This is a genomic window from Candidatus Nanopelagicales bacterium (assembly GCA_041393815.1).
Classification (GTDB): Bacteria; Actinomycetota; Actinomycetes; order S36-B12; family JAWKJK01; genus JAWKJK01.
Map to the genome: position 1 here is coordinate 24,397 of JAWKJK010000002.1, position 12,792 is coordinate 37,188.

General features: G+C 74.7%; 12 protein-coding genes. 7 read left to right on the top strand and 5 right to left on the bottom strand.

Annotated elements, in window-relative coordinates; translation table 11 throughout:
* The first annotated feature begins 14 nt into the window (after positions 1 to 14).
* Both R2737_05580 and R2737_05585 read left to right on the top strand, forming a co-directional pair.
* Positions 15 to 431 (top strand): thioesterase family protein, encoded by a 417-nt coding sequence (locus tag R2737_05580; protein ID MEZ5115723.1) that lies wholly within the window; start codon positions 15 to 17, stop codon positions 429 to 431.
* Between the two features lie 82 nt (positions 432 to 513).
* Positions 514 to 1,239, top strand: a complete 726-nt coding sequence (locus tag R2737_05585) for a hypothetical protein (protein ID MEZ5115724.1) — start codon at positions 514 to 516, stop codon at positions 1,237 to 1,239.
* 28 nt (positions 1,240 to 1,267) lie between these two features.
* Here R2737_05585 and R2737_05590 read toward each other — a convergent pair whose 3' ends face one another.
* From R2737_05590 to R2737_05610, 5 genes are read right to left on the bottom strand one after another with little or no spacing between them, the layout of a single operon-like run.
* Positions 1,268 to 2,974 (bottom strand): glycoside hydrolase family 13 protein, encoded by a 1,707-nt coding sequence (locus tag R2737_05590; GenBank protein MEZ5115725.1) that lies wholly within the window; start codon positions 2,972 to 2,974, stop codon positions 1,268 to 1,270.
* A 2-nt stretch (positions 2,975 to 2,976) separates the two neighbouring features.
* Positions 2,977 to 3,390, bottom strand: coding sequence for a globin (locus tag R2737_05595; GenBank protein MEZ5115726.1), 414 nt, complete (start codon positions 3,388 to 3,390; stop codon positions 2,977 to 2,979).
* A 17-nt stretch (positions 3,391 to 3,407) separates the two neighbouring features.
* Entirely contained in the window at positions 3,408 to 4,928 is a 1,521-nt protein-coding gene (locus R2737_05600) for an SDR family oxidoreductase (GenBank protein ID MEZ5115727.1), read from the bottom strand.
* A gap of 24 nt (positions 4,929 to 4,952) precedes the next feature.
* Entirely contained in the window at positions 4,953 to 5,912 is a 960-nt protein-coding gene (locus tag R2737_05605) for a mechanosensitive ion channel family protein (GenBank protein ID MEZ5115728.1), read from the bottom strand.
* Positions 5,909 to 8,005: a prolyl oligopeptidase family serine peptidase gene (locus R2737_05610; protein ID MEZ5115729.1), complete on the bottom strand. Its 2,097-nt coding sequence runs from the start codon at positions 8,003 to 8,005 to the stop codon at positions 5,909 to 5,911. Before R2737_05610 ends, R2737_05605 begins: the two co-directional genes overlap by 4 nt.
* 54 nt (positions 8,006 to 8,059) lie before the next feature.
* On the opposite strand from R2737_05610, the gene R2737_05615 reads away from it, so the two are divergent.
* The 5 genes from R2737_05615 to R2737_05635 are packed head-to-tail and all read left to right on the top strand — an operon-like array spanning position 8,060 to position 12,789.
* Complete coding sequence (locus R2737_05615) at positions 8,060 to 8,386, top strand: LapA family protein (GenBank protein MEZ5115730.1); 327 nt, start codon at positions 8,060 to 8,062, stop codon at positions 8,384 to 8,386.
* A gap of 38 nt (positions 8,387 to 8,424) precedes the next feature.
* On the top strand, positions 8,425 to 9,849 hold the full coding sequence (locus tag R2737_05620) for an amidase (GenBank protein ID MEZ5115731.1): 1,425 nt from the start codon (positions 8,425 to 8,427) through the stop codon (positions 9,847 to 9,849).
* On the top strand, positions 9,819 to 11,966 hold the full coding sequence (malQ, locus tag R2737_05625; protein MEZ5115732.1) for a 4-alpha-glucanotransferase: 2,148 nt from the start codon (positions 9,819 to 9,821) through the stop codon (positions 11,964 to 11,966). Before R2737_05620 ends, malQ begins: the two co-directional genes overlap by 31 nt.
* Before the next feature lie 21 nt (positions 11,967 to 11,987).
* Complete coding sequence (locus R2737_05630; protein MEZ5115733.1) at positions 11,988 to 12,413, top strand: hypothetical protein; 426 nt, start codon at positions 11,988 to 11,990, stop codon at positions 12,411 to 12,413.
* A complete protein-coding gene (locus R2737_05635) occupies positions 12,400 to 12,789 on the top strand; it encodes a DUF5130 family protein (GenBank protein MEZ5115734.1) in 390 nt (129 codons plus the stop codon). The genes R2737_05630 and R2737_05635 overlap by 14 nt, the downstream gene beginning before the upstream one ends.
* Positions 12,790 to 12,792: the final 3 nt, after the last annotated feature.

Consider the following 12,792-nt stretch of genomic DNA (forward strand, 5'->3'; position numbering starts at 1 on the left):
CGGGCACCCACCACATGGCGCGCTACCCGGTCGCGGTCGAGCGTCGGTTCTCCGACCTCGACGTGCTCGGCCACGTCAACAACGTGACCTACCTGGTCTACCTGGAGGAGGCGCGCGTCCGCCTGCTTCGCCGCGTCGCGGACCGGGTCGGCGGCGCGGACCCGATGACGCAGGTGGTCGCCCGCACCGAGATCGACTACCTGCACCCGCTGCTCCTCAAGGCCGAGCCCGTCGTCGTGGACACCTGGGTCAGCCGGGTGGGGCGGTCGTCGTACGAGGTGCGCTACCTCGTCCTCGACGACGACGGCACCGTGGCGGCGCGGGCCCGCACGGTGCAGGTGTTCTTCGACCCGGCGACCGGTGGGTCCGCCCCGATCCCGGCGCCGGTGCGCGCGGTGCTCGAGGCGGTCATCGAGCCGGACGACGCCTGAGCCCCTGCGCCGCAGCGCTTCCGGCCCGTGGTCGGTGCTTCTCGACGCGCGGTCCGGGCGTGACGCCGGTAGCGTCGGCGCCGTGAACGGCCATCCCGCAGGCGAGCTCGTGCTCGGACGCGACGAGGTGGCCTTCCTCACCGCCCACCTGGACCGCGTCTGCCGCTGGGACTCCCGCGCGGTGGCGCGCATCCGGGTGCGGGGGTCGTCGCTGGGGGTCTTCACCGCGCCACCGACCGGGTGCCTGGCGTTCGTCGCCGTCCCGCTGGCGGCGCCACCGCCGGAGGTGCCGGGCGCGACCCAGATCCGCGCGCTGGGGACCTGGCCGGGGGAGGACGCCGACCCGTGGGACCGGGTCGTCCCCGCCCTGCGGCTGCGCGAATCGCTGGCGCACGCGCGCGGCCCGGGCTCGCAGGCGCACGTCCCGGTCCCCGCCACCGACGGGATGTACTCCGCGCTGGCCATGCTGCCGCCGTGGGACGGCTGGCAGCCCCCGGTGACCGGGGTGGCCCGGGACGTGCTGCCCCTGGTGCAGCGCGCCGTGGACGAGTTCCGCCGCGACTCCGCCGGCCTGGACGCCGGCGCGCAGACGGCACTGGCGGAACGGATCTGGGACCGGTCGGTATGGGGTGGGCTGCCCGTCCGGGTGCTGCACACCGCCCGGCTGCTGGGCCTGGTCGCCGACGAGCCGGCTCGGATCGCCGCGTCGACCTGCGGCAGTTGGAAGCGGCTGTCCACCCGCCGCGGCCAGGTGTTCCACCACCGCGACGGCGCGCACGCGCGGCTGTCGCTCAGCGTCGTGCGCTGACCGCGTCGTCGACCGACGCCGGCCCCGCTCAGGCCCGCAGCCACACCGCCGTCTCGGGGGCCAGTGCCACGGCCGCCAGGCCCTCGTCCTCCGCATCGCCGGAGGTGACCACCGCGACCCCGTCGCCGGAGGCGACGAGGACCTCGGTGCCCCACGACGCGGGCAGCGTCGCCACGTCCTTGCCGACGTTGACCACGGCCAGCACGCCGCCGCCGCCGTCGCGGGCCGGCCGCTCCACCGCGAGCAGGTGCCGGCCGTGCGGGTGCTTCAGCTCCCGCCAGGACCAGTCGCCGTCGCCCAGGGCGGGCTCGGCCCGTCGGACGGCCAGCGCGGTCCGGTACAGCTCGAGCGTCGACCCCGGGTCGCCGGTCTGCCGTTCGACGCTGAGGTCGGCCCAGATCGGCGGCTGCGGCAGCCAGGACAGCGGGCCCGGGCCGAAGCCGTACGAGGGCTCGGTCCCCGACCACGGCAGCGGGACCCGGCAGCCGTCGCGGCCCAGCGCGACCCCGCCGGTGCGGAAGAACACCGGGTCCTGCCGGTCCTCGGCGGGGATGTCGAGCACCTCCGGCAGCCCGAGCTCCTCGCCCTGGTAGACGTACGCCGAGCCCGGCAGGGCGAGCATGAACAGCGTGCCCGCGCGGGCCCGGGCCAGCCCGCGCTCGGCGTCGATCACGCCATCCTGGTCGATCGGAGCCAGCCGGGTCGCGTGCCGCCAGACGTCGTGGTTGGACAGCACCCAGGTGCACGGCGCCCCCACCAGCCCGGCGGACTCGGTGGTGCTGTCGATCACCTGCCGCATGCCGTCGGACCACCAGGGGGTCTTCAGGTAGTCGAAGTTGAACGCGGTGTGCAGCTCGTCGGGGCGCAGGTAGCGGGCCAGCCGCTCCGGGCTGCCGACCCACACCTCGCCGACGAAGACCTTGGGCGGGTCGTAGGAGTCGGCCACCGCCCGCCACTCCCGGAACACCTCGTGCACGCCGGGCTGGTCCCACTGCGGCTGCTCGGGGATCTCGCCCATCACGCCCATGATGTTGTCCTCGGTCTCGCCGGAGGGCGGGTAACCGGGAGCCTTCACCAGCCCGTGCGCGACGTCGATCCGGAAGCCGTCCACGCCCCGGTCGAACCAGTGCCGCAGCACCCGCTCGTACTCCGCGCGCACGTCCGGGTTCTCCCAGTTGACGTCCGGCTGGGTGTGGTCGAACAGGTGCAGGTACCACCAGCCGGTCGGGTTGCCCTCGGCGTCGGGGATCTGCGTCCAGGCGATGCCGCCGAACGTGCAGCGCCAGTCGTTCGGCGGCTCCTCGCCGTGCTCGCCCCTGCCGGGCAGGCAGTGGTAGCGCGCCCACATGCCCTCGCCGGGCGGGGTGCGCAGCGCCTCCTGGAACCACGGGTGCTCGCTGGAGGTGTGGTTGGGGACGATGTCGAAGATGACCCGGATGCCCAGGTCGTGCGCCTCCCGGATCAGCAGCTCCGCGTCCTCGGTCGTGCCCAGCGAGGGATCGACGGTCTCGTAGTCGGCCACGTCGTAGCCCGCGTCGTTCATGGGGGACCGGTAGAACGGGCTGATCCAGATCGCGTCCACGCCGAGGTCGCGCAGGTACGGCAGCCGGGACCGGATCCCGGCCATGTCACCCATGCCGTCGCCGTTGGCGTCCGCGAACGAGCGCGGGTAGATCTGGTAGATGACGGCGTCGCGCCACCAGGGGCGCTCACCACGCGGGGGCAGCGGGGACACGGTCACCCTTCCTGGCCGAGGTCGGTCGGCATCACGTTGATCATGGAGTGCGCGGCCATGGTGAGGTACTCCCACAGCTGCTCGCGGTCCGCGGGGTCCATGTGCTGCTCGTCCACGGCGGCCCGCATGTGCGCCAGCCAGTGGTCGCGGGCCTGCTCGGTCACCGGGAACGGCGCGTGCCTCATCCGCAGCCGCGGGTGGCCCCGTTGATCGGAGTAGGTGTGCGGGCCGCCCCAGTACTGCTCGAGGAACATCCGCAGCCGCTCCTCGGCCGGGCCGAGGTCCTGCTCGGGGTACATCGGCCGCAGCACCGGGTCGGTCGCGACCCCCTGGTAGAAGCGGGCGACCAGTGCGGTGAAGAACGCGTGCCCACCGAAGCGCTCGTACGGCGTGGGCGGGGCCGGGGGCGACGTCACCGGGGCATTCTGCCGGGTCAGGCCGCCGCCCGGACCGCGGTGTCGTTTGTCGCCCCGGTCCGCTCCTCGCGCTCCGCGCTCTCCACGACGTGGCGGGCCATCGGCGGGAACACCACCGAGTGGAACGGCGCCACGGACCACCAGTACAGGTGGCCGAACAGGCCGCGGGGCCGGAACAGCGCGCGCTGCCGCAGCAGCGACCCGCGCGGCCCGCGGGGACGGACCTCGAACTCCAGCCAGGCCAGGCCGGGCAGCTTCATCTCCGCGCGCAGCCGCAGCAGCCGGGGCCGGTCGATCTCCTCGACCCGCCAGAAGTCCACCGACTCCCCGACCATGAGGTGCTGCGGGTCCCGACGACCGCGGCGCAGCCCGACCCCGCCGACCGCGCGGTCCATCAGCCCGCGGATCTCCCACAGCAGCCGAGCCGAGTACCACCCGGTGTCCCCGCCGATCCGCTCGACCGCGCGCCACACCGACTCCGGGGCGGCGTCGGTCCCCACCTCGCGCACGTCGGTGTACAGCGTCCCGCCGGACCAGTCCGGGTCGGTGGGCAGCGGGTCGCTGGGAGCGCCGGGGTAGGAGGCGGACGACCAGCGGGTGCTGACGTCGGCGTCGGCCACCCGCTGCAGCGCGAGCTCGACCGCGCGGTCGAAGGGCAGCAGCCCCTCGGGCGGGTCCGGGATCCACTCGGCGATGTCGTGCTCGGTCGCGTACGAGTCGTGCCGCAGCGACTCCACCAGCGGCCGCGCCAGGCGGCGGGGGACCGGGGTGATGAGGCCGACCCAGTGGCTGGACAGGCCGGGGGACAGGACGTTGACCGGCAGGATCAGGCGCTTCGGCAGCCCGGCGACGGCCGCGTAGCGTTGCATCATCCGGTCGAACGTGAGCACCTGCGGGCCGCCGATCTCGAAGACTCGGTTGACCTCCGGCGGGAGCTGCGCGCACGCGACGAGGTAGCGCAGCACGTCGCGGATCGCGATCGGCTGGGTCCGGTTGCGGACCCAGCGGGGGGTGATCATCGCCGGCAGCCGCTCGGTGAGGTACCGCAGCATCTCGAACGACGCCGAGCCGGAGCCGATGATGACCGCGGCGCGCAGCTCGGCGGTGGGGACGCCGCTGGCGCGCAGGATCTGCCCGACCTCGACCCGGGACCGCATGTGCCGGGACATCTTGGCCAGCGGGATGTCCGGCGCCAGGCCGCCGAGGTAGACGATCCGCCCGACGCCCTCGTCCCGGGCCGCCGCGCCGAACGTCAGCGCCATGGCGCGCTCCGCGGTCTCCAGCTCGGGGCCCTCCTGCAGCGAGTGCAGCAGGTAGTACGCGACGTCCACGCCGTCCAGCGCGGCCCGGACGGAGTCCGGGTCGGTGGCGTCGCCGGCCACGATCTCCACCTCACCGGCCCACGGCAGGTCCCTCAGCCGCTCCGGGTGCCGGGCCAGGACCCGTACCCGATGTCCGGCCGCGATCAGCTGGGGGACCAGGCGGCCCCCGACGTAGCCGGTCGCGCCCGTGACCAGGCAGAGCAGTCCCTCGCGCACCCGGTCAGTCTGCCCGCGGTCCGATCAGCCCGCACCCTGGCCGCCGCCCGCACCGGAACCCCCGGGGGACCCGGGCCCCGGCGGCATCCCGCGCATGAGCACCGGGACGCGGACGCCGGCGCGGTCGAACGCCGCCTTCACCCGCTCGCGGATCGCCCGCGCCGCCGGGATCTGCTTGTCGGGCGCGGCCTTCGCGGTGATCCGGACGAACACGGCCTCGCCGCTGACCGACTCCACGCCGGCGTACGACGGGGCCCCCAGCAGCATCTCGTCGTACTGCTCGTCGCCGTCCATGTCCCGGCCGACCGCGTCGACGATCTCTCGGACCCGGTCCAGGTTCTCGTCGTACGCCACCGGGACGTCGACGATCGCGACCGTCCAGCCCTGGGACCGGTTGGCGACCCGCAGGATCTCGCCGTTGCGCACGTACCAGACCACGCCGGTCAGGTCCCGAACCCGGGTGACCCGCAGGGTGACCTCCTCGACGGTGCCGACAACCGGGCCGAGGTCGACCAGGTCACCGACGCCGAACTGGTCCTCGATGATGAGGAACAGCCCGGACAGGTAGTCCTTCACCAGGGTCTGCGCGCCGAAGCCGAGCGCCACGCCCACGACGCCGGCACTGGCCAGCAGCGGCGCGATGTCGACACCGAGCAGCGGCAGGATCATCAGCACCGCGGTGCCCCACACCACGATCGCGATCACGCTGCGGACGAGCTGCCCGATGGCCTGCGCCCGCTGCTCCCGCCGCTCGCTCATGACCAGGTCGGTCAGCTCGCTGGTGTGCGCGGCCCGCTTCTCCTGCACCGGCCGCTGCTTGCGGGCCTGCGCCGTGGCGCGCCGCACCAGCCGCAGCACCACGCGCGAGAGGACCCGCTGCACGACGACGGCGGCGACGACGATGATGAGGATCCGCAGCGGGTTGCCGAGGAACCACTCCAGCACCGACTCCCAGGTCGTCTGCTGCGCGGCGAGCAGGCTCACGGCTGCTCGGCCTCCAACCCGGTCCAGTGCGCCATGAACGCCAGCATGTCCGCCGACTCCCGGGCGCTGGTGGACAGCGCCCGCTGGCCGTGGCCGACGTCACCCTGCGAGCGCAGCAGCACCGGCCGGCCGCCGGACGTGGCGTGCTGCACGGCCGCGCACATCTTGCGGCCGTGCATCGGGTCGGTGCGGGTGTCGTGGGGGAAGACCACGAACAGCGTCGCGGGGTAGTCCGTGCCCTCGGCGACCCGGTGGTACGGGGAGTAGCCCAGGAGCCAGCCGAGCTGCTCGGGGTCGTCGGGGTCGCCGTACTCGACGGTCCAGGTGGGGCCCAGCTCCGAGGTGGTGTAGCGGACCATGTCCAGCAGCGGCGCGGCGCACACGACGGCGTTCATCAGGTCCGGCCGCTGCGTCATCGCGGCGCCGACGAGCAGGCCGCCGTTGGACCCGCCGTTGACCGCCAGCTGCTCGGCGGTGGTCCAGCCCGCGGCGACCAGGTGCTCGGCCGCGGCGTGGAAGTCGTCGAACACGTTCTGCTTGTGGCCCAGCATCCCGGCGCGGTGCCACTCCTCGCCCTCCTCGCCGCCACCGCGCAGGTGCGCCACCGCCCACACGCCACCGGCCTCCACCCAGGCCAGCACCGTCGCCGAGTAGGCCGGGGTGAGCGGGATGCCGAAGCCGCCGTAGCCGTAGAGCACCGTTGGGCGCGGGCGGTCCGGGCCGTCCGCGGGGGAGATGAGCGACAGCCGCACCTCGGTGCCGTCCGCCGAGCGGTAGGTCTCCTGGCGCGAGAAGACCCGCGGGACCTCCACCACCCCGGGGGGCGCGGCGTGCAGCGTCAGCGTGCGGGTGCGGCCGTCGTAGGCGTACACGTGCGGCACGGTGGTGTTGTCGGTGTAGACCAGCCAAACCACCGGGCCGCCGTCGGGCCGGTCCACCGGACCGCCGATGGTCCCCACGCCGGGCAGCTCGACCCGCTCCAGCAGTTCGCCGGTCGCCGCGTCGTGCAGGGTCAGCTCGCTGATGGCGTGCCGGGTCCAGGCGACGAGCAGCAGGTCGCGCTCCATCCCCTCGCCGTCGAGGACCGCGTACCCGTCGAGCACGGCCTCGGGGTCCTCGGCGATGAGGTCGGTCCAGTCCTCCGGCCGCAGCCGGTCGGGGGAGGCCACCGTGAGGCGTCCGCGCGGCGCGTCGAGGTCGGTGGACACCAGGAACCGGCCGTCGCGGGCCACGTCGATGGCGGTCTCGGCGTCCACGTCGCCCTGCACCAGCCGGAACGCCGGGGACTCCGGGGCACTGGTGGTGAGGTCGGCCAGCCACAGGTCGTTGCGCGGCTCGGTCCCCTCGGAGACCACGACCTGCAGCCAGCGGCCGGTGCGGTCGACGGTCACCCCGTAGTAGTTGGTCGCGGTCATCCCGGACCCGAACACGAGGATGTCCTCGGCCGGGTCGGTGCCCACCCGGTGCAGGTAGACCCGGCGGTGGAACTGCTGCTCGGACTCCGGCAGGTCCTCCGGGGGGAGCCGGCGCACGTAGTAGAACGCCTCTCCGCCGGGCAGCCAGGCGACCGGGGAGTAGCGGCAGCGGTCGATCGGACCGTCCACGTCCGCCCCCGTCGCGGCGTCCAGCACCCGCAGCACCGACTCCTCGGTGCCGCCCTCGGACAGCTGGTAGGCGACCAGGTCGCCCTCCTTCGACGGCTGCCAGGCGTCCAGGGTGGTCAGCCCCGAGGGGTCGAGCGCCATCGGGTCCAGCAGCACCCGCTCGGTCCCGTCCGGGTCCACCGTGAGCAGCACCGCGAACTCCTGGCCCGGCTCCCGGCGGCTGAGGAAGCAGCGGTCCCGCCGCCAGTACGGCGGCGACACCGAGCCGGAGCCCAGCAGCTGCTCGATCCGGGCCCGGAACCCCTCCCGCATCGACCAGCCCTGCTCGTGCTCGCCGTACAGCGCGGCCTGCGCGGCCAGCCAGTCGCCGGTGCGCGGGTCGTCGGGGTCCTCCAGCCACCGGTAGGGGTCGGCCACCGGGCGGCCGTGCAGGTCGTCGACGAGGTCGAGCCGCTCGGCGGCCGGGTACGCGGGACGCGGGTCGGTCATGGCAGCAGACCCTACGGCGGCCCGCCGCGGCCGCCCCGGCGGTAGCCTGCCGAGGTGGGCTACGTCGAGGACGAGCAGCCGAAGGACTCCGCGCCGTCGGTGAACTTCAGCGGTCGGCCGGAGCCGCTGGAGTGGCGCAAGTACGTCAAGCCGACCCTGTGGGGCCTGCTGGCGCTGTACGCCGTGATCTTCGTGCTGCTCAACCGCGAGCCGGTCACGGTCAAGTTCGTCTTCTTCGAGGCCCAGATCGCCACGTTCTGGCTGCTGCTGTTCGCCATGGTGCTCGGCGCCGGCCTGTCCGAGGGCGTGCGCCTGCTGGTGCGCCGCCGTCGTCGCCACGAGGAGCGGCGCGAGCGGGAGCGTCGCGAGAAGGGCGAGTAGCGCGCGCGGGTCCGCGCCCACCCCCCTAGGGTCGTTCCATGCCCGAACTGCACGATCTCACCGCCCTGGAACAGGCCGCCGCGATCCGGACCGGGGAGGTCTCCCCGGTCGAACTCACCGACCACTACCTGGAGCGGACCGACCGCCTCGCCGACACCGTCGGCGCCTTCATCACCGTCACCCCGGACCTGGCCCGCGAGCAGGCCCGGGCCGCCGAGCGGGCCGTCCGCGAGGCGGCCGACCCCGCGGACCTGCCGGTCCTGCACGGCGTCGTCGTCCCCGTGAAGGATCTCGACTTCGTCGCCGGGGTGCGCTGCACCCTCGGATCGGCCACCTACGACTTCGTCGCGTTCGCCGACGACCACGTCGTGAGGCGGATGCGGTCCGGCGGCCTGGTCTTCACGGGCAAGACCAACACCCCGGAGTTCGGGCTGCCCTGCTACACCGAGAACCGGGTCGCGCCGCCGGCGCGCACCCCCTGGGACCTGGAGCGGTCCGCGGGCGGCTCGTCCGGTGGGGCGGCCGCGGCGGTCGCGGCCGGCCTGGCCCCGGTGGCGCAGGGCTCCGACGGCGGCGGGTCGATCCGCATCCCGGCCAGCGTCACCGGCCTGGTCGGCATCAAGACCGCCCGCGGCCGGGTCAGCAACGGGCCGCTGCGCGACCCGGTGGGAGAGCTCCCGGTGCAGGGACCGCTGGCGCGCACCGTCCGCGACGCCGCCGCGCTGCTCGACGTGATGGCCGGCGCGTTCCCCGACGATCCCTACCCGGCACCGCCGCTGCTTCCCGGCGAGACGTTCCTCGCCGCGGCGGACCGCGACCCGGGCCGGCTGCGGATCGGGCGCTACCGCGATCCGATCGTGCCGGGGGCCGAGGTCCACCCCGACTGCGTCGCGGCGTACGACGAGGCCTCCGCGCTGCTCGTCGAGCTCGGCCACGAGGTCGAGGACGTCCCGCCGCCGTTCACCGGCGACGTCGTGCCGATGTTCGAGGCGCTGTGGTCGGTGCTCGGCCGGCTCACCCCGGTCGACCCGGCCCGCGAGGACGAGCTGATGCCGCTGACCCGCTGGCTGCGGGAGCGGGCGCTCGGCGTCGACGGGATGCTGCTGGCGAACACCGTCTCGACGCTGCGGATCCTGTCGCGTGCCGCGATCACGGCCACGGCGGGCTACGACGCGGTCCTCACCCCGACCCTGGCCCAGCCGCCGGCCCCGGTCGGCGGGCTGCGCGACGAGGACGACCCGGCCGCCGACTTCGAGGCGCAGAAGCGCTACACGCCCTTCACGTCGGTCTACAACGTGACCGGCCAGCCGGCGGTGTCCCTGCCGCTGCACTGGACGGCCGACGGGCTGCCGATCGGCGTGCAGCTCGTCGGGCGGCCGTACGACGAACCGACCCTGATCTCGCTGGCCGCGCAGCTGGAGGCGGCCCGGCCGTGGCACGACCGGAGGCCCGCGCTGTGGTGAGCGCCCCGATGAGCGAGGAGCTGGCCCGGCTGGCGGCGGCGTACGGCGTCGCCACGTCCTACTGGGGCCAGGCCGGCAACTACGTCGAGGTCCCGACCGAGACGGTGGAGGCGGTCCTGCGCGCGCTCGGCGTGGATCCCTCGACGCCTGAGTCGATCGGCGCGGCGCTGGAGGACCTGCGGCTTCGGGTCTGGCGGCGGACGCTGCCGCCGGTGTTCGTGGTGCGCGAGGGCGAGTCCCCGTGGTGCTGGGTGCACCTGCCCGACGGCACCGGGGCCGAGGTGCACGTGGCGCTGGAGGGCGGCGCGGGGACCGTGCCGATGGAGCAGGTGGACCACTGGGTCGAGCCGCAGTGGGTGGACGGCCGGCTGGTCGGCGAGGCCACCTTCCGGGTGCCCGGCGACCTGCCGCTGGGCTGGCACCGGATCGTCGCCCGCACCGAGGACGGCGAGGCCAGCAGTCCCCTGGTCGTCGCCCCGCGCCGGCTGGCTCCTGCCGCCCTGGAGCGCGGCCGGCTGTGGGGCTTCATGACCCAGGCGTACTCGATGCGGTCGGCCCGGTCCTGGGGGCTGGGTGACCTGTGCGACCTGGCCGACCTGGCCGCGTGGAGCGGCTACGAGCTCGGCGCCGGCTACGTGCTGGTCAACCCGCTGCATGCGGCCGCGCCGGTCCCGCCGGTGAGCCCCTCGCCGTACCTGCCGGCCACCCGCCGCTTCACCGACCCGATCTACCTGCGGATCGAGGACGTGCCGGAGTTCGGCTACCTCGACGCCGACGAGCGGGCCGAGGTCGACGCGCTGGCCGAGCCGGTACGGGCGCTGTCGACGTCGGCCGAGCTGCTCGACCGGGACTCGGTGTGGGCGGCCAAGCGGGCGGCCCTGGAGATCATCCGCCGGGTCCCGCTCACGCCGGGCCGCCGAGCCGCGTTGGACGCGTTCCGGGCCCGGGAGGGCGTCGGGCTGGAGGCCTTCGCGACCTGGTGCGCGCTCGCGGAGGAGCACGGCACGGTGTGGCAGGACTGGCCGGAGGGACTGCGCGACCCGCGCTCGGCGGCGGTCGCCGCCGAGCAGGTGCGGCTGCGTGACCGGATCGACTTCTACGCCTGGCTGCAGTTCCTGGTGGACGAGCAGCTGTCCTGGACGCAGACCGCGGCCCGGTCGTCCGGCATGCGCGCCGGGATCGTGCACGACCTCGCGGTCGGCGTGCACCCGGAGGGCGCCGACGCGTGGGCGCTGCAGTCGGTGCTGGCCACCGGGGTGTCGGTCGGGGCACCGCCGGACATGTACAACCAGATGGGGCAGAACTGGTCCCAGCCGCCGTGGCGGCCGGACGCGCTGGCCGACGCCGCGTTCGTGCCCTACCGGGACATGCTGCGCACGATCCTGCGGCACGCGGGCGGGATCCGGATCGACCACGTGCTCGGGCTGTTCCGGCTCTACTGGATCCCCGAAGGCATGCCCGCGTACGCCGGCACCTACGTCACCTACGACCACGACGCACTGGTGGGCATCCTCACCCTGGAGGCGCACCGCGCCGGGGCGTTCGTGGTGGGGGAGGACCTGGGCACGGTGGAGCCGTGGGTGCAGGAGTTCCTGCTGGACCGCGGGGTGCTGGGCACCACGGTGCTGTGGTTCGAGCGCGAGGACGACGGCGCGATCCGCTGGCCAGACCGCTGGCGGCCGTCGACCCTGGCCAGCGTCACCGTGCACGACCTGCCTCCGACCGCGGGCTACCTGGCCGGGGAGCACGTCCGGATCCGCGGGGAGCTCGGGCTGCTCGCCCACTCGGTCGAGGAGGAGGCCGCCGACCACGAGCGGGAGATGGGCGAGTGGGACCGGGTGCTGCGCGGCCTGGGCGCGCTGGCGGAGGGCGACACCTCGCTCGAGGGCCGGATCGTGGCGTTGCACCGGGCGCTGGGGCGCTCCCCGTCCGTGCTGCTGGGCGTGTCGCTGCCCGACGCCGTCGGTGACCGGCGCGCGCAGAACCAGCCCGGGACCGACCAGGAGTACCCGAACTGGCGCATCCCGCTGTGCGACGGCGACGGCCGGCCGGTCCTGGTCGAGGACCTGCCCTCCCAGCCGCTGCTGCGCAGGCTGGTCGACGCGCTCGGCGAGTGACCGCACCCGTAGGCTGAGGCCGTGCCGACGTCACCCGTTCCCCCGACCCGTTCGGCGGCGCGCACCTGGGTCCGACGCGGAGTGTCCGCGGGCCTGGCCAGCGCCGTCGTCCTCGCCGCCACCGCCCTCCCGGCGCTGGCCGAGACGATCAAGCGCGACGACGGCGACGAGCCGGGCGACCCGATGACCCTCGCGCAGGGGTTCGGGCTGTTCGTCCTCGTGCCGCTGGCGATCATCGCCGTCATCAGCCTGCTGGTGCTGGCGCCGTCGTGGACCCGCAGCGGCCGCAACGGGACCGGGCTGGAGAGCGTCGCCGAGCCGGTGTGGGTGCACGGGCCGGCCGCGCTGGCGGCCGGGTCGGACCGCCCCGCGCTGCCCGCCGGGGCCGGCGGGAGCGACGCGGACCAGGACGAGCCGACCGGAGGTGGGATCAGTGCCCGCTGGTGAGCAGCTGAGCGCCGCGCACCGCGCCGACATCGAGCGTCAGGTCGCGCTGGCCGAGCGCCAGTCCGGGCTGCCGTTCAGCGTCTACCTCGGCCCGCTGGCCGACGGGCGCGCCTCCGCCGAGGAGCTGCACGCCACCCTCCACGACCCGGCCCGGGCGGTCCTGGTCGCCATCGACCCGGCCGGGCGCCGGATCGAGATCGTCACCGGCGCGGAGTCCGCGCGCTGGCTGGACGACCGGGCCTGCCGGCTGGCGGCGATGTCGATGACGACGTCGTTCTCCGCCGGCGACCTCGCGGGCGGCGTGCGGGACGGCCTCGGCGTGCTGGCCGAGCACGCCCGGCACCCGCGGGTGCTGCACACCGACGAGCCCTGGTAGCAC